A 17,386-nucleotide genomic window follows, 5' to 3' on the forward strand; every position below is an offset into this window, starting at 1 on the left:
TAACGTTATTGATTGCTAAGTAGGACTAATTTCAATTGATTTTAATCATCTGTGAGCCTGCTACGAGTGAAGAGATAGAAGAAATGCTGAAAACTTGGGAGGTTTTTATTAAAATAGCAGTAGACATCGAACGCAAAGTTATTGCAGGTGGTGGCGTTCGCCATTACGAATGTGAACAAGAGTTACTCAAAGACGGAAGCAGACAACGAGATATTTGAGGTGCTGATTGGTCTCCTTCGACTCAGGAAATTGTCTTTGAGTCAATCATCAACATCCGCCCCAGCCAAAATAACCGTAGTATGGTAATTAGATCCCCCGAAATTCGAGAACGCGTCACCCAGATTACCCAGCAATTGCTAGGAGGATTATAATGCCCAACTGGAGTACAATTGAAGCTAGTTTTCTAAGCCTATCCCACGCACAACAGTTGGGAGAGTTGGCCGTTAGTTTGGCACGTCTTAACTCTTGGTCACAAAAAAGTGCAAGCCTTGAAGTAGTTCCCGTATTGTTAGACGAAATTTTACTGTATTTGTCTTTGATCCAGCGAGAAAGCCAAATTAATATTGAATTAGATCAACTTCTTGGCTTGTTGCAAGGCTGGAAACAAAACTGGCTCAATATTTGGAATAACTCAAGCGAAACTGCAAATATTGCAGATATTGCGTCTACTTGGTCACAACAAATATTGGCTTTGTCTGGTTTGCTGACTTCTGAATCTATAAGTGCATAGTCTTAAATGGTGCGATCGCCCTACAACCCTTCTGTTCTCAATTACTTTTTACTAAATTTTGAGAATTGCACTATTGTTTTCGTTTTTACCGTTCGCACCCAATCCCATCACCATCTCGATCAAACCCATGAGGATCTGGTGGCAGCACTTTAAACCTTCGTTGGCTAATATCTCGGCAATTTAAGTCTGGTGAATTCTTTGGAATGCAAAAATCTGGGTAAGCAGGATCACAGTTATTCTGTTGCTGCGGTTGAATCGCCTGTGAAGTTGTCTTTTGGGTAGCTCTGTGGCGGAAGTCCCAAGGCATTACAGGATTGGACTGACTCCAAAATGCTAAACGTTGTTGTTTGGCGGTGTTTTCACCCTGCAACAAACTATCTTTAGACTCTGGACAGCCTTTGAGATACTGGCGATAAACAACAGCTTGCCCTTCTTGCACCATACTCACATTGACACTGCGATTCTCGACAAACACCTCTGCAACCAAGCGCTTGTATTTGTCAGTTTCAATAGCACGTAGGGTAATTCCTTGTCCCACTGGCAGCAATTGTTTAAGTCTTGCTGATGATTGCTGACCCCAAGGGTTTTGCTTCATCTCTGGTGCATCAATGCAAGCAAGACGGACTGTTACAGTTTTGTTACCAGTTCTCACCCGTATGGTGTCACCGTCACCTACGCTTACAACTGTAGCGGTAAGATTGTTGGCAAATACGGGTAACGACATTTGAGCTAGAAGCAAAGCCGCAACACCAATCAAGCGAAATTTAAAAACCATTTGTACTAAAAATCACTCTTAACTTCTTCTTTTAGGATTCCCAATTTCAGCCAAGCGATCGCTAGTTAACTCACAAATTATTTTTATGTTTTAAAGTAGAAAATAGTTTTATTGAAAGTGATTGTTAGTACCAATGAAAGTTTTAAGGTTAGTCCTACCAGCCTTGTTGCTGCTAGGCACGCCTGCAATGGCAGTTGAGTTCAAAGGGCAAAATATTGATGGTCAAAAGCTGCCTGCCAAAGCTTACTATTATGCAACTGGTGGGGTCTACAAAGTTCAGGTCAGCTTTCACAACAAGCGGGCCACAATTTACTTTGATGACGGCAACCAAACAACTATACAGTTGAACCAACAGGTAATTACTGACTCAAACAATATTGAAGGTTTTGGAAAAATAGGGCAATATCCTGTAAATAGCACGTTCAGTCTTGGATTGGTGTATGACAATAATTGGCTTGGTAGCAATGATAGTCAATTGCAACAATCCAATGGGAGCAATGCGGTTTTGTCAGATCCGGTAAAAAACAAGCGATGCCTTCGGCGGGCTACGCCTACGCAAAAATTAAATCTAAGTAAGAAGTAACTTTATTTACTAATAAGATGCTGATAGCCACGAGAATTCATCTTGATGAGATATCTCAAAAAGATTACTAGCAAGTCATTTGACGATTGTTAACAAAAATATCTACAATTAAGCTTTTATACTTAGTGTTAATTCAACCAAATAATAAGTTGAGAGGAGAACTAAAGTATAAAATTTATCAAGCAGTTTCTGGTTTGAGAAAGGAATTAAAGATGGAAGCACAAAAATTATCCCAACTTTTAGCTATCCATTGGCAACGCAGATGTAACATAATTTCTGCATTTTCTTTCAACCAGAATTTACTGTTTCCTTTGATTCTTAAATTTACAACTTGGCGGATTAAACTCTCAATTGCACCACTGCCAATAGGTAGTTTTTTATTTATTGCTTTATCGTAATTTAAACGCCCTTTACGATAAGCATCTAAAATATAATTCCGCTTAACTACCATAATCTTACACCGCTCTCCAGTAGCTATAGCAATTAACTCATCCATCTGGCTAATTAAGGATTTAGCTTTACCTTTTTTTAAACTCTTTCTAACTTTTACAAACCATTCCTTAGACTGTGCTTCTTCATTAAAAGCCGCGTCTGCAAATACTTTTATATTTTCCGTAACATGATAAAAATCGAATAGCTGATAAGTTTCAACTGGGCATCCTAATCTTGCCAAAAGTGGGGGAATATGTATCCAGATCCACTCCGCTCCATCCCCAATTAATAAGACTTGTTTTGCTTGACTAATTCCCAAGTCAACTAAATCCGCTTCTAAAATCTCCAAAAGCGCTTTATATCCTTCATAAGTGCCATCATTCGTAATAGGAATTTCAGAACTATTTATTTTTTTACCTTGCTCATCAACAACATAAATTGTGAATAACTTTGGCTCAACCCATTTGCCAGTAAACCCGTGTCGCTTGGTTTTGGAATTTTTTCTTCCCTTTTTATTAAGTCGGATTCGACTCCGACCACCATCTACGGCAATGACAACTCTTTGACCTTTAAGAATATTACCTTCGGTTAAATTCCCTAATTGGCGATTTAAGATTTTAGATTGACGTAAGTTGATCCCAATTTGACCAAATTTATATGTTAAACGTTCAATTCGTTTTAAACTAAGGTTAATTCCCCAACCTGTCAAAGTTGTACAGGCGGCTTCAAATGAGCTAGTGATTGCGCCGTATTGGGCAACTGTTGCCCATACTAATGGGGTTAAGCCGGATGACATTCCCAACCACTTTAATAAGGGACAGAATCCTTGAATCGCTATTTTATTTGTGGACTTGTTTGTTGACTTTTTTCTTACCATATATGGTAAATTTAAAGTAACTAAAACGTTCCCAACTGTTAATATTTGCCGTTTTCTATAACCATGCTTTTGCATTTTACTATCCCACCAGCCTCTTGTTTGAATCATAGCTGTTTGATTGGCTGACTGAGATTGTGAAAGGTTATACAACAAAATAGAAATACATTGACCAGCTAAAATAAGTGCAATCTCTCTAATTTTTCCTTCTCTTTCTTCAAGAATTTTCCCATTCCACTCCGTGATATTCGTCAATTCTAAACATTTTGTCACCTCGGAAGAAAAGTTTGATAATGATTTGCTCAAATCTAGAGTTGCACATATACTTTTTTCCATTAAGTTAGATAATCCCTGTCTCAAAATTATTGCTCAAAGGGAATCCTAGCTTTTTTGGGGTCAAAAAAGAGAGTCTTGCAACTTGTGACTCAAACTCATCTTAACTTTTTAAGTGTTAATCCGGTCTACTAAGTATAATTTTATTTGTATTACGGGGAAAATAATTTAGCGATCGCACCTTGTTTACTGGATCTGACAAAACCGCATTGCTCCCCAATCCAATGCACTAGATGGGTTGTGGAAAATTAGTTTGGAGTGAAAAGTAATGTTGACTAATTTTCTCCCATCACAAGTTAATCAATTAACAGACCCAAAAGCGATCGCTTTTGCCCAAAGTATTGAGAGAATTGCTCTTGCAACCTCCCTGAGCGAACACCAAATCCTCACAACCTATATTCAAAAAGGTAGTGGGGGAACACCAATTCTGCTGCTACACGGTTTCGACAGTTCCATCCTAGAGTTCCGTCTTCTGTTGCCATTACTTGCTACTCAAAATGAAACATGGGCAGTAGATTTGTTAGGTTTTGGCTTTACACAAAGGCAAAAAGAAATAACCTACAGTCCAACTACAATCAGAACTCACCTTTACGATTTTTGGAAAACTTTAATCAACAGACCAATAACACTAGTGGGCGCATCAATGGGAGGTGCAACTGCAATTGATTTTACTCTTACTTACCCTCAAGTTGTAAAATCACTAATATTGATTAATAGTTTAGGTTACACTAGTTCTCCCGTCTTTACCAAATACTTGCTTCCTCCTTTTGATTTCTTGGCTGTGGAATATCTACGTCAACGCCACATCTTGGCATTAAATATATGTAGTATCTTACCTAATCTAGATACCAAAATACTTTTGGCTATTCAATGCGCCATGTTACACCAAGAAATGCCTGGTTGGAATGATACCATGATTTCTTATGTAAAATCTGGTGGTTATAGTGATTTAGCAAATAGAATTGCCCAAGTTGACAAACCAACACTTATTTTATGGGGAGAAACTGATGATATGCTGCCATCTGAAGATGCAGATAAATTTCAGCAATCTATTGCTAACTCTCAACTAATATTGCTCAAAAATTGCGGTCATACCCCTCAAATTGAACAGCCACAAATCACATCTCAACATATTTTACACTTTCTGAATATTGGGAATTTTTAATTTAGTTTAAGATGATAAGCTGTTACGCAGCTAAATTTAATAAACAGCATTACCTTTGTTTTTAATCTTGCGCTCCCATTTAATAATAAGACCTCCTTCATTTAGCAATTTATTTAATAATTCTTCTAGCTGTGATACGGATTCAAATAATCTATGAGCTATATATTCTTTTGCTGAATGCCAAACCAATTCAATTAAATTATAATCTGGACTATATGGCGGCAAAAATTCTAGAATAATATTTGGCATTTCTGACTCAATTTTATCTAAAATATCTTTCCTTTTATGGAAGCTAGCATTATCTAGGATAATAACTATTTTCGCCGAACCATCTTTAAATTCTTCAATTGGTTTTCCTTGCTCTATCCATTCTTGTAATAGGAAATCGTTCAAAGATTTAATCTGTTCATAAAATACATCTGCATTTCCTTTTTTAATCACAAAGTTTATTCTCTTCTTGTCGTGATAACGTAGACCTCCCATGATATTTACTCTTCCTCTTCTCCTTTGTCCTGTGACTTGTTTCCTTGTACCTTTCTTACCCCAGTTCTTTCTTCTTATCACTCTTAAACTAAATCCACTTTCGTCCCAAAACCATACCTGTAAACGTTCTGGAGTATCTTTAGTTATTCTTAAATATTCTGATAGTTTTCTTTAAATACCTTACGTTTTTCAGGATTCTGTTTGTCCTCTAGGCTATACTTTGCCCAAAGGTAAACGTACTTTTTTCGCTCTAATATTCTCCTGACTTGAGAGCCACTTAACTTAATTCCTGTTATCTCTTCGAGATATGTCGCTAGTCTTGCCGCTGTCCATCGACCAAATTCATATCCATATTCTACTGGTTCTTTCTCAATTACTTCTAATAGCAATTCCTCATATTCTTTAGTGACTTTGCGGAAGTTACCTTCTCTTCTACCATCCAAAAAACTTTCTAAATTATCTGGGTCTCCGTGAACCGCCCAATAAGCTACTGTTGGATATGCAACATCTAAAAAGTTGCTAATTTCTTGATAGGTTTTTCCATCATTTATCAACAAAATAATCAGAATCTTCTCTCTTACATAAGGATTTTCATGCTCTTTTAGCGTTTTCAGTAGCCTTTCCTTCTGCTCTTGAGAAAGATGGTTTTTTGCTGGCATACGTCGCCGATAATAGCTTAGTTACTTGATCTTATATTATACAATCAAGCTGCGTAGCAGCTTATTTTAAAAGTTTCACTAGGAAGAATTTAGCTGTTCTTCACTAAAGCTAGTGTAAAAAAGCTAAATTGATACAAAAATCAAATCTTTCTTTAGCTATAAAAAGTTGCATGAAATCGTATTTATATTCTAAAAAGGAAAATAGATGACTTATAAAAAGGTCGTGTTAGTTACAGGAGCATCATCTGGATTTGGGCAATTAACTGCTAAAAAGCTTGCTGCTGTAGGTTATTGGGTCTTCGGTACCAGTCGCAAGTCATATCCAGCATCAGGTGATGTAGAAATGTTGAAGCTCGATGTTACCTCTGATGACTCAGTACAATTATGTATTAAACAGTTGCTCACACGGACTAATCGCATTGATTTACTGATTAATAATGCTGGACAAATTCATGCCAGTATGCTGGAAGAAACTTCTTTACAACAAGCCAAAGAAATCTTTGAAACCAACTTTTGGGGGGTTGTCCGCCTCACTAACGCCGTTTTACCAATTATGAGACAGCAGAGGAGTGGACATATTATCAATATCAGTTCAGTCGCAGGATTGATTGGCGCACCCGGTCAAGGTTTTTACAGTGCAAGTAAGTTTGCCCTCGAAGGTTATAGCGAAGCACTGAGCGTGGAACTAGACCCCTTTAAGATTAAAGTGTCTTTAATTGAGCCTGGTTACTTTAAGACTAACTTCAACCATGCTATGTTACCACCCACCTTCAATTATGTTGATTACGACAATGTACGTGATGTGATTCGCTCAACTGTTAGTCAATCAATTGCACAGGGCGATGATCCTGAGAAAGTTGCACAGACCATTGCCTTTGCTGCTCGTAGCCGTTCGCCACGATTACGGTATCGTGTTGGTAATGAGGCACAATGGTTGCCTCGATTGAAAGCAATATTGCCAGATAACTTGTTTCGATTTGGTGCCCGCAAGCGGTTGAACCTGCCATAAATCACAGCTTCTATTTAATACAGCGATAGCTGCGCCACCGCCTGCCGCAGGATACCCGAATGCGAACAGTGCCTCAATTCTAGAGAAGGGCTGTAAGGTTTCTGCAAAGCTTTGCAATACAACCAAAATTTTAATTAGATATCAATATTTATCTGTTCTATCTGTCTGGCAGCTTTATCCCAAAGCTTTGCAGAAGCCTCATCTTTCCAATGATTTCTGAGATTTTCTGCTTTTTTATGACTGATTCGTTCTAACATTTCTAGAACTGCGGCTAATGTTAATTGATCAACAATTGCCTCTAAAGACTCCATATATTCTTTTGTCATAACTAACCTCTTGAAGAACAATAAAAGTTAACTTTTTTCTTGGAGAATCGTAAATGTACAATTTTACTGTTGGGCATCACCTAATTATATGGATATGGACACGATTAAATACGTTCTGACTGAAAACCAAATGCCAAAAGCTTGGTACAACATCCAAGCTGACTTGCCACAAGCCTTACCACCAGTTTTAAATCCTGGTACTGGTAAGCCAATTACACCAGATGAATTATTACCTTTGTTTCCATTGGCACTGATTGAGCAAGAAGTTAGCCAACAAAGATGGATTGAAATACCAGATGCTGTCCGCTCTATTTATTGCCAGTGGCGACCAACTCCTCTTTATCGTGCCCGTCGTTTAGAACAAGCTTTAGATACACCTGCCAAAATTTACTACAAATATGAGGGTGTTAGCCCCTCTGGAAGCCACAAACCCAATACTGCGGTCGCCCAAGCATACTACAATAAACAAGCTGGAGTCAAAAAGCTAACTACTGAAACGGGAGCCGGACAGTGGGGATCATCTCTAGCTTTTGCTGGTGCGCTATTCGGTTTAGAAGTCTTAGTTTATATGGTAAAGGTTAGCTACCAGCAAAAGCCTTACCGCCGAGCTTTAATGGAAACCTACGGCGCGAGGGTCGTTGCTAGCCCAAGTACTCAAACCCAAGCCGGACGTAAAATTCTTGCACAAAATCCCAATAGTAATGGCAGTTTGGGGATTGCTATTAGTGAAGCTGTAGAAGTAGCTGCTGCTGATGAACAAACTAAGTATGCTTTAGGTAGTGTTCTCAATCATGTACTGCTACATCAAACTGTGATTGGTCAAGAAGCATTGACTCAATTAGAAATGGCAGGAGATTATCCTGATATTGTTATTGGCTGCACTGGTGGCGGTAGCAACTTTGCCGGAATTGCCTTCCCATTTCTCGGTGCTAAACTGCGAGGAGAACGAGATATACAAGTAATAGCTGTCGAACCTGCTGCTTGTCCATCATTGACTCGTGGAAAATATGCTTACGATTTTGGTGATACTGCCCACTTAACCCCACTTACCAAAATGCATACTTTAGGTAGTAGTTTTGTTCCCGAAGGAATTCATGCTGGAGGCTTGCGCTATCACGGTATGGCTCCCCTTGTTAGCCATATTGTGAATTTGGGATTAGTTGAATCACGTGCTGAATACCAACTCGCTTGCTTTGCTGCTGGATTAACTTTTGCGACTTCTGAAGGAATCTTGCCAGCACCGGAAGCTAATCATGCTGTCAAAGCAACAATTGACGAAGCTCTGCTCTGCAAACAAGAAGGAAGAAGCAAAACTATCCTGTTTAATCTTTGCGGTCATGGACATTTTGATATGCAAGCTTATATCGATTATCAAGCTGGACGGCTTGTTGATACTGAATATAGTGCAGAAGAAGTAGCAATGGCCCTGGCAGGATTACCTGTAGTTGATTCGTGACCCAACAATTCCCTTTTTCTTTGTGACGCTCGAAACAACCATACAGTCAAACTAACAAGCGATCGCTTGGATCAGGAAGTAAACTGGTACTATGCCGAAACTAAAGAGAGTGCGATTGCTGTCTCTTATACTCACATAATCCTCACCTTGTCTGTACCGTCCATCCTAATGGATCAGTTGCTGACATCTGCTTGGACTTTCGAGAAAACCCCAACGCCGAACCAGTAGAACTATGGGAACCAGAAGGAGCCACTTATTACAACGGCGAGTTAATTGTGCAACCACAACAGCGGTGGACACAACAGCAAAAACTGGAGTTACTTGATTGGCATCCGATGTTTACTGGTAGATGTCCCCGGTGCAATGTTGAGTTTGACCGACACTACACAGCACGGGTGCATTGGGATTGTGAGTGTGGTTGGATGGATGATTCAATTTAGAGCGTTCGCTCTTTCTTACTTCCTTGCGCTTAATGCCTGCTGACTTAATTGCATCACAATATTTTGGGGTAATGGGTCTATGACTGCATCAGTCGGCAGAGATTTAATAAAAGCTGTTATCTCTTGCCCAGTTTTGTATTTCCCCTCACTCCAAGCTGAAGCCATCTGTTTCGCTACCTGGTCAGCATCATCTCGATTGGCATGGGCGGTAATACATTGAATATCATTACCTGTAAATGATATCCATGTCTGCCAAAGTCCCGTAACTGGATGCTGAACAATCCCTGTGGTCAGTTCATTGTCCTCAAGTACTGCTTTCTTTTTTGGGCCACCGAATCCTTTAAACATTACTTTCTTTAGTAAACGCTATCTTTTCAGAATGCCCAAAATAAATGCAGCGATCGCCTACGGCGGGCGGTTACGCCATCGCACTTGTGTAACATCTGCAATTCAACACTCACGTTTCCTCTAACGTTGCCCCACGCTGCCTTGAGAACAGCGAACGCTACAGCTTTGGAGTGATTGAATTGCTAGTGGTAAAGCAATTCATCTATGGCGCTACTTTTTCTTTAAACTGTTTCCCAGCAGAAAACGCAGGCACTTTAGTAGCTGGAATAGTCATTGGCTCATTGGTTTTGGGATTACGCCCCTCACGTTCTGAGCGTTCGCGTCGCTCGAATGACCCAAACCCTACCAGCGTTACCTTATCTCCATTCGCTACAGCCTCGGTAACAACTGACAAAAAAGCACTGATTACTTCATCAGCTTGCTTTTTTGTGATGTTGGTCTTTGCTGCTACAGCATCCACTAGTTCACCTTTGTTCATAAATCACCCTGAATCATTGCAAGTAATCGAAATCTAGCATTATTACCTCTTATCTAGAAAGGGGAAAAGGAATAATTTTCTAGCAACACGCGAAAATTAACAAAGCACGACGACTGTTACTGTGTCGATTTGGCACGATATATAATCGCTATTTTGCTCCAAAACCGTCTAATTGGTGTAACGGTTTTGTTTTCGATTAGGTAAATCCATCTTCATATTCAGCCACAAGAGATAGGACATCTATTTAGTACACAAGTACTATAAATAGCCAGGGAACGTTCAATAGGCAATCGATACTTCGTTCCTCTGGCAGCAATCGCAGCATATAGAGGCTATGCCTTGAGCAACTATGTTACCTTTTCCAAATTTAGAAGCTCTACCTATTGAGCGACAACGAGCAGAGGATTCATAATTTACAATGCAGCCAGGATTTAACTATCAATTAGTTAAATCCTGGCTGCATTATAAAACTTCTAGCATTAACAGAGAGATACTATAGGACTCAATTAATTGTGTCTTTGGAATTTATGCAGCTAATTGAATCTGGCAAAGCCGCCATATTTCTTTATATTTAATACAAGAAAAATCGTTAAAAAATAAAAGTTTTAATTTCTACAATGTGCAGGAGAATAAATAATGGAGTGGGTGTATTTGTTGGTTGCAGGGTTGTTAGAAATTGCATGGGCAATTGGTTTGAAATATTCACAAGGCTTTACTAAACTGGCTTTCAGCATTCCCACAGTTGTTTGTATGATATTGAGTTTTTTCTTTCTATCGATAGCACTACGCACATTACCAGTAGGTACTGCTTACGCCGTTTGGACTGGCATAGGAGCAATGGGTACGGCTTTCTTAGGAGTATTTTTATTTGGTGAACCTGCTTCTGTAAAGCGTTTTATTTGCATTGGCTTAATTTGTGCAGGTGTACTGGGACTGAGATTAGTATCAAGTCGTTAATCCTGCCAAACAGAAGCCTAACTTTTCCTGTTATCTTTTTAGTAGAGCTATCATTTATTATGCACATATCTCTAAACGCTATTCTCTCGTGATTTATTACCATTAAAATTAATTCTTTAAGTTTGCCCTCAGCAATGGTTTCTCTAACACAAAAGCTCCCAAACTGGATCTTTGCGCCAGATTTCCCATCAACACGCCACTCATCACTCCAATAGCCCACATCAGCAGGGCTTTTGGCAATAAGAGAGGGAATCGATTGGGGAGATGATAGACTATGCTCTGCTTGAGCGATGTCTACGACAGGCTGTCCGGTGTCGCTTGATTAAATGCCTTTGCGGAACATGATAGCCATCCCACAATGAAGACTTAGCCAATAGCCGAAAATAGCGTAAAAAAGAAATTTATAAGAGGTCAATGCTTTCACTATTTGGAGCGGCTCAACAAGAACGTCCAATGAGCCATCAAAGAGACTCACGTAAGCGTTCCAAGCTCGAACATTAAAGCCGAACCTGCGTGTATCGCCATATCTGCGCTCGTAGAAATCTACAAGCTCCCATCTCTGACTAGTGCCTAAAAATTCGAGGATTTCATGCGTGTATATATGAAGGTGGTAGGGGACATGCACAGGGTTATAATGATCGGGTAAGTCGGGTCGATTTAGGTCGATATTAGCAGCGTTAGGTGTAGTGATTAGAATATAACCCTTAGAAGATAGCAGGCTGTTTAATTGGCTTAATAATGCATTAGGGTCTTCAACGTGTTCGATGACCTCATGGAGCAAAATGTAATCAAATTGCCCATGCCCAAGAACTGCCGGATTGCCGAAGCTATCCTCTGATGCATAAGGATCATAACCGTAGGAGTTGGTAAAGCCGCGTTCCCGAAAATATTGTACAAACAGACCGTTGCCACCACAACCATAATCGAGCAAAGAGTGAGTTTTAGAAAACCCATGTTTAGTCAACTGACGATATACATTGCTACACAAAGATCGATATCCCTGTGTTAATTTAGCTTGAGAAAGAGGGTATTTTGCATAGTAATGGTCGAGATCCACCGTATCTAGACAATGAATCGTCTTACAGTGCGGACATCTCCAAACCTTAAACTTTTCGCCTATAAAAGCTCTAACATTACAAGGGAACGTAAAAAATGCAGATTTATCATTTGCATCAAGATGATAATGACAAATCACGCATTCAAGGCGTTGCTTGTTTGTATTAACTTGTTTCGGTTGCAATTGCATGAGAATTTATCTAAACCTCATCCAGCTTGAAAACTGGAGTTTTCTAGAAAACATATTACTGTGAATGAGTGGGTACAGAGGATGAAACAGGAATACTTAAAGTAGAATGCGTAGGCGCAGCCAGCCTTTTCTACGAGACGCTCTGCGCGTTTGGCATTGCTGAGATGAAAGTACCTCCGTGTCAGCTTTCAACAAGAATTGCTTGTATGGGGGTGGCTAAAACGCGTAAGTCTGGGGTTAATTCCCGAATTATCTCACTTTTGAACAGATTTTGAACATAGCGATCGCGGCTGGTGTGTACATTCCACAAGTTGATTTTATGATTGAAATAAGTGCTGAATATCAAGCCATACTTAAAAAGTAATTTAGGCAGGAATGATTAAAGCAATTAGTGAACGCTTATCAAGTGATTGAACTTTTCCCTAGAGTGGTAAAACTCGCTAGAGTAGATTTTTCATGATTGAAATAGGCGTAAATAGGTAAATCAAAATTTTCAATAATAACGAATTTACTACGTTTAAGTTTTTGCTCTAGCTAGTTTTGCCACGCTATAATATAACAGCCTTGTTGTATAAATTTATCGTAACCTAATCCTTTGATCCTCTTTTTTACAGAACCTGTATAATATGGGCGCTTCTATTAGGAATTTTATGTATACTTTGGCATCGATTCATCCTATTGTCACCTTTTAAGAGGAACTTGTGTGAAGCTGTAAGAGAATGAAGAATTAAAGAAGAATTCAGAAGTCAGAATTCAGGAGTCAGAATGAATGAGTGGGGGATTCAGACCCACCACTCGATTCTTGCACTACTAAATCTCCGATTTAGTGGGGGAGCAAAAACGCCGTTTATTCATCCGCCACTCGCACAGAATTCAATTCTGAATTCTGGCTTCTGACTCCTGAATTCTGTTCGTTAAACTTTCTTCTACTAATCAGTTCTAACTTACGTAATTGTAAATATGCCTTCAATTTCCTACAACCGCACCGATAGCCAGTAACCACAAAGCATTACTATTCAAGGTTATGTTGTCCGTCCCGGATTACACATTCTCACTTACGAGCAACTCAAGTTGCTACGGGAGCAAACACAGCATCATTCTCAGCTTGAACATTTACTCAGCCAAGGTGTGATTAAGTTGACTGGTTAATAGTCGCCAGCACAAAAATCCTAACTCGTTACATCTAATTCCACTGTTGCTGGCTGTTGTTGCTCCTTGACAGCACCCAGCTTCTCAATAAAAGTGTCAATTACCTTGGCTGCTGACTGCTTGCCTGTTTTCAACTTATCAAAAATTTTTCTAACCTTTTTGCTTCGCTTGATGTGAGTAAAATTGTTATTGGTTTAAACTTGTCTCACGTCAACTGTTTTGCAGAGGTAATACAGATGTGGGAATGTTGCAAATGCCATGAGCAGAATGAAGAAACTTTCTCTTTCTGCTGGAATTGTGGTACCTCAAACGATGGAATCGAGGATAAGTCATTCCAGGGAGTTGACGAAATTGCTCCTTCTAGCATTAAAGGTCAGCCAGTCTTAGTCACATCAACAGGGCTAGCCGAGTATCCAGATCAACAAGAAGTTGAACTTTTGGCGTGTGTTAAATGTGGTTCTGAAAATATAATTCCAAACGTTCGTATTGTCACCCACACAGAAGAGTTTAAAAAGGATCTGCAAGTAGAAATTTACGAAAATCCAAAAGCGCTCATATTTAAAGGAACTCACACTGGGACATTAACAGCATATATTTGTGGTCAGTGCGGTTATACAGAAATGTATATCAGCAATCCCCAATACTTACTCAATCAGTACAGGAAGAATAAGAAAATTTAATTAGCGATGTTTACTTAAAGTCAATCATTGGAGTTGCTAGTCTTGAAATAGTTAACTGTAACGCTTGCATTTGAGGAAAATCACGTTTAATAATTTCGATAACTTTTCTTTGACTCTCTTGATTTTTAACTATCAGTTGTGCAGTCCCATCCCCTTGAGAACCTACGCCTTTTCCTCCAAAGATATAAGGCTTAAGTGGCTCGTGATGGAGAAGCAGATGTAGCTTTTTTGCAGTTAATTGCTCGGGACAAGCTGGAACTACGTATCGGTCAAATTCCGCTTGGGCTTTTGTCATTAAAGCTCCAAGAAGTTGGGCATCTCCGAGTTGTATTGCTTCAACTGCTGCCTGGGTAATTTCAGAGCTAATAGAACCAAAATATTTTTGGACATTTTGCTCTATTGAATTAGTAGCCAAAGGATAACACTGATTCAATCGTCTTAGTATTTCTTGTGTGTTTTTGCTCCCGCCAAGATCGACAATCACAAAAAACAAATCATGACTCACTTTCAATTCAAGTAGGTCGATTTTTTGACCATCAAATATCATCAATATTGGGCGATTTCCATAAGCACAAGCCTGATCCATACGACCACAAAGGCTAGGAGTGGTTCTTTCTCCTTTGTAGGCAAACTCCATCTCTGAACGAATTGTCATCTTCAAACCATACAGACGATTAAAAGCCCTCGCAATCAGAACGCAAAAGGCAGCACTCGAAGATAATCCCTTTTGGATGGGTAAGTCGGTTAGATAATTATCAACCTCAAGTCCGCCAACATCATAGTGACTCAGAATTTGATATGCTGTACCAGCAGCATAACTAAAAAAACCACCCTTTGCCGCTATGGATTTCAGGGTATTAGATTCCATAGGTAATCTCAACGGTTCATAACTCCTGCCATCATTGAGAGAAGTACGAATAATTAATTCAGTAGAATTAGGCAAGACATTGGCATAAATTCCTTGATTAGTACCAACAATTAAGGTGTAGCCCTTTTCGAGAAGAGGATTAACACTGCGATATTCTCCTGCCCAGTCAGTGTGTTCTCCAAACAAACAAAGACGGCCTGGAACAAAAATTCTCATTTGAAGTTTCCTATTCTTAATCGAGGTATATTATCCTGATTAACTTGAATAAACAACACGTTACTCATCACTCCAATTGCCCACATCAGCAGGGCTTTCGGCAATAAGAGAAAGAATCGATGGGAGGCGATGACTACGCTCCGTCTAGCAATCGCTACTTTCTCCATCCCCAGATTTCCTTACTCACTACCCCATCACCAGCAATCACGTTCTGTGGGCCACCAAGGAAGAAGCTCAAAGTCGCTGTCATCTTTTATAATATTGCTTTATTTAATGTCTTAACTCTTAATCTAAATAAATTCTGGCACAAATGAGCGAAATACTTCTTGTAGTAGATATGCAAAATGGTTTTATGCCTGAGAAATGCAGACATATTATTCCTACTGTCATTAAACTAATTGAGCGTTTTTTAGAGGCTGGTAAACTCGTTGAATTCACAAAATTTATCAATACTGCTGACAGTAATTATGTGAAGCTAATTCATTGGTCAAGCTTGATACATGAACCAGAAACGAACATTATTGATGAACTTCAGCCATATATACATAATATTTTTGATAAACCTTATTACTCTGCATTTACGGACTGTTTTTCGAGTTTTATTTTGATTAATCAAATCAGTAAAATATATCTTTGTGGAGTTGAAACTGATAGCTGCATTTTGAAGACAGCAATTGACTCTTTTGAGCGCGGTATTGAACCAGTAATTATCGAGGATGCTTGCTTTAGTGTTGGTGGTCAGCAAGCACATGATGCGGGTATTTTTTTACTCAAACGTAATATCGGAAAAAACCAAATTCAGATGAGTAATCAGATTCTTGAGAAGATATCATAAGCTGTTCCACAGAAACTATCCATTGTGAGAAAATGTTCACTTGACTTTCGAGACAACCTTGGGGCTGCTCAGTGGGAGCTAACACTCTTTGGAAGTAAATCGGCTCAATCAGGTTAGTGCCACCGCGCCAATCTATCCTTACTGGCATCAGCGCAAGTTCGGAGCTGAACGCATTCCACAATAAAAATATCCCAGTTGCGATCGCCTGAAGCCAGTGAGCTTAGTGCGATCGCTCCCTATCTGTAAGTCCTAGCCCAATCGAGGAAAATCAGAGGTAAACAGTAGAGAAGCGGATGCCGTCTGTAATACGCTAGCTTGTGCTGATTTCTAACCTTTGTAATGCCAACTTCAAGATTATTCGTTTTTTGCGTAAAGCACGAAACTTGAGGTGAATAGTATTATATAACGGTATCTATTATGGATAAACTGGGGACAACACTAAAAGTCTCCTATATAATTTACTTCTATCAAAAACTGCTCTAGCTTCCGTCTAGGGCAGTTTTTGATTGCACGGTAGAAACCAGATTCACAACTGCATCTAATGGTGAAGCATATAACAGTATAGAACTTAAGCACTTAACTTGATATTGAAACTAAGAATGAAAAATAAGACAACGCCCCATGCTCAATTACAAAATTTCCAAAAAATGGTTAATTTTGGTGACACTAGCTTTGATATCTGCCTTGTTGCTGGCGATCGCTTCTTCTGCCTCAAGTATTTATTTATATGGCAGCAGTACTAATAATATCAAGGCAGATGCAGCAATTGTTTTAGGAGCGGCAGTTTGGGGAGAAGAACCATCTCCTGTTTTCAGAGAGCGAATTAACCACGCCATCAACTTATATAAAAATGGATCTGTTAAAACAATCATTTTTACTGGCGGAGTTGGCGAGAGTAATGAACCACCTGAAGCTATAGTTGGAAAAAATTATGCACTCGCGCAACAGGTAAAAGCTGCTGATATTCTCACTGAAACTCAATCTCGTACAACTCACCAGAACCTCACAAATGCTTTGGAAGTAGCGAAAGCTCACCAATTAAACAAGTTTCTTATTGTTAGCGATCCATTGCACATGAAACGAGCAGTATTGATGGCGCGAAATTTAGGAATGGATGCACATTCGTCTCCTACACCGACTACTCGCTATCGCAGTTTTCACAGTCAAATGGAGTTTTTGAGCCGAGAAACTTATTTTTACTTTGTCTACTTAGTGTTTAAAATCTAGCTTTAGCAGACTGCAACTAAAAATTGCCTAGTTGAGCGATGACACAAAGTACCCCCTAGAAGCGATCGCAACAACAAAAGCAAGTTTTAGTGAGCGCTCACGCCTGAAATCGCTAAA

At 39.3% G+C, this 17,386-nt stretch carries 17 protein-coding genes and 2 pseudogenes; 11 read left to right on the plus strand and 8 right to left on the minus strand.

From position 1 onward, the window contains the following. Window positions 1-35: 35 nt before the first annotated feature. Window positions 36-371: pseudogene (locus FD724_RS35390) on the plus strand (DUF5674 family protein). After that, entirely contained in the window at window positions 371-730 is a 360-nt protein-coding gene (locus tag FD724_RS35395) for a hypothetical protein (RefSeq protein ID WP_179076338.1), read from the plus strand. Before FD724_RS35390 ends, FD724_RS35395 begins: the two are co-directional and overlap by 1 nt. A gap of 85 nt (window positions 731-815) precedes the next feature. Here the strand turns inward: FD724_RS35395 and FD724_RS35400 are convergent, their stop codons facing one another. Next, window positions 816-1,505 carry a thermonuclease family protein gene (locus FD724_RS35400; protein ID WP_256874708.1) on the minus strand — a complete coding sequence of 230 codons (690 nt, stop codon included), beginning with the start codon at window positions 1,503-1,505 and terminating at the stop codon, window positions 816-818. Between the two features lie 133 nt (window positions 1,506-1,638). On the opposite strand from FD724_RS35400, the gene FD724_RS35405 reads away from it, so the two are divergent. Continuing rightward, the gene (locus FD724_RS35405; RefSeq protein WP_179076339.1) at window positions 1,639-2,088 is read left to right on the plus strand and encodes a hypothetical protein; all 450 of its coding nucleotides are present in this window, start codon (window positions 1,639-1,641) and stop codon (window positions 2,086-2,088) included. Window positions 2,089-2,266: 178 nt separating this feature from the next. Here FD724_RS35405 and FD724_RS35410 read toward each other — a convergent pair whose 3' ends face one another. Continuing rightward, complete coding sequence (locus FD724_RS35410) at window positions 2,267-3,730, minus strand: ISLre2 family transposase (RefSeq protein WP_179076340.1); 1,464 nt, start codon at window positions 3,728-3,730, stop codon at window positions 2,267-2,269. Window positions 3,731-3,995: 265 nt separating this feature from the next. Here FD724_RS35410 and FD724_RS35415 point away from each other — a divergent pair, with 265 nt between their 5' ends. Next, window positions 3,996-4,892, plus strand: coding sequence for an alpha/beta fold hydrolase (locus tag FD724_RS35415; RefSeq protein ID WP_179076341.1), 897 nt, complete (start codon window positions 3,996-3,998; stop codon window positions 4,890-4,892). 36 nt (window positions 4,893-4,928) lie between these two features. On the opposite strand, the pseudogene FD724_RS35420 reads toward FD724_RS35415, so the two are convergent. Then, window positions 4,929-6,034, minus strand: a pseudogene (locus FD724_RS35420) (IS630 family transposase). 205 nt (window positions 6,035-6,239) lie between these two features. Here FD724_RS35420 and FD724_RS35425 point away from each other — a divergent pair. Then, window positions 6,240-7,043, plus strand: a complete 804-nt coding sequence (locus tag FD724_RS35425; RefSeq protein WP_179076342.1) for an SDR family NAD(P)-dependent oxidoreductase — start codon at window positions 6,240-6,242, stop codon at window positions 7,041-7,043. A gap of 134 nt (window positions 7,044-7,177) precedes the next feature. Here FD724_RS35425 and FD724_RS35430 read toward each other — a convergent pair whose 3' ends face one another. Then, a complete protein-coding gene (locus FD724_RS35430) occupies window positions 7,178-7,369 on the minus strand; it encodes a hypothetical protein (protein ID WP_104899669.1) in 192 nt (63 codons plus the stop codon). Between the two features lie 94 nt (window positions 7,370-7,463). On the opposite strand from FD724_RS35430, the gene FD724_RS35435 reads away from it, so the two are divergent. Both FD724_RS35435 and FD724_RS35440 read left to right on the plus strand, forming a co-directional pair. Then, complete coding sequence (locus tag FD724_RS35435) at window positions 7,464-8,825, plus strand: TrpB-like pyridoxal phosphate-dependent enzyme (RefSeq protein WP_179076343.1); 1,362 nt, start codon at window positions 7,464-7,466, stop codon at window positions 8,823-8,825. Window positions 8,826-9,016: 191 nt separating this feature from the next. Then, on the plus strand, window positions 9,017-9,265 hold the full coding sequence (locus FD724_RS35440) for a hypothetical protein (protein ID WP_306297118.1): 249 nt from the start codon (window positions 9,017-9,019) through the stop codon (window positions 9,263-9,265). A gap of 15 nt (window positions 9,266-9,280) precedes the next feature. Here the strand turns inward: FD724_RS35440 and FD724_RS35445 are convergent, their stop codons facing one another. Next, a complete protein-coding gene (locus tag FD724_RS35445; RefSeq protein ID WP_179076344.1) occupies window positions 9,281-9,613 on the minus strand; it encodes a hypothetical protein in 333 nt (110 codons plus the stop codon). 202 nt (window positions 9,614-9,815) lie between these two features. Beyond that, on the minus strand, window positions 9,816-10,091 hold the full coding sequence (locus FD724_RS35450; RefSeq protein WP_179076345.1) for an HU family DNA-binding protein: 276 nt from the start codon (window positions 10,089-10,091) through the stop codon (window positions 9,816-9,818). A 636-nt stretch (window positions 10,092-10,727) separates the two neighbouring features. Here FD724_RS35450 and sugE point away from each other — a divergent pair. Further along, window positions 10,728-11,048, plus strand: a complete 321-nt coding sequence (gene sugE / locus FD724_RS35455) for a quaternary ammonium compound efflux SMR transporter SugE (protein WP_179075697.1) — start codon at window positions 10,728-10,730, stop codon at window positions 11,046-11,048. Between the two features lie 322 nt (window positions 11,049-11,370). Here sugE and FD724_RS35460 read toward each other — a convergent pair whose 3' ends face one another. After that, the gene (locus FD724_RS35460; RefSeq protein WP_179076346.1) at window positions 11,371-12,294 is read right to left on the minus strand and encodes a bifunctional 2-polyprenyl-6-hydroxyphenol methylase/3-demethylubiquinol 3-O-methyltransferase UbiG; all 924 of its coding nucleotides are present in this window, start codon (window positions 12,292-12,294) and stop codon (window positions 11,371-11,373) included. Between the two features lie 1,322 nt (window positions 12,295-13,616). Between FD724_RS35460 and FD724_RS35465 the strand changes: the two genes are divergently transcribed. Beyond that, on the plus strand, window positions 13,617-14,123 hold the full coding sequence (locus tag FD724_RS35465; RefSeq protein WP_218651555.1) for a hypothetical protein: 507 nt from the start codon (window positions 13,617-13,619) through the stop codon (window positions 14,121-14,123). A gap of 10 nt (window positions 14,124-14,133) precedes the next feature. Here FD724_RS35465 and FD724_RS35470 read toward each other — a convergent pair whose 3' ends face one another. Beyond that, window positions 14,134-15,207, minus strand: a complete 1,074-nt coding sequence (locus FD724_RS35470; RefSeq protein ID WP_179076348.1) for a mevalonate kinase — start codon at window positions 15,205-15,207, stop codon at window positions 14,134-14,136. Window positions 15,208-15,517: 310 nt separating this feature from the next. Here FD724_RS35470 and FD724_RS35475 point away from each other — a divergent pair, with 310 nt between their 5' ends. Next, window positions 15,518-16,042 (plus strand): isochorismatase family cysteine hydrolase, encoded by a 525-nt coding sequence (locus FD724_RS35475; protein WP_179076349.1) that lies wholly within the window; start codon window positions 15,518-15,520, stop codon window positions 16,040-16,042. A gap of 621 nt (window positions 16,043-16,663) precedes the next feature. Further along, on the plus strand, window positions 16,664-17,269 hold the full coding sequence (locus tag FD724_RS35480; protein ID WP_179076350.1) for a YdcF family protein: 606 nt from the start codon (window positions 16,664-16,666) through the stop codon (window positions 17,267-17,269). The last annotated feature ends 117 nt before the right edge of the window (window positions 17,270-17,386 follow it).

It is taken from the genome of Nostoc sp. C057, from assembly GCF_013393925.1.
Lineage (GTDB): Bacteria > Cyanobacteriota > Cyanobacteriia > Cyanobacteriales > Nostocaceae > Nostoc > Nostoc muscorum_A.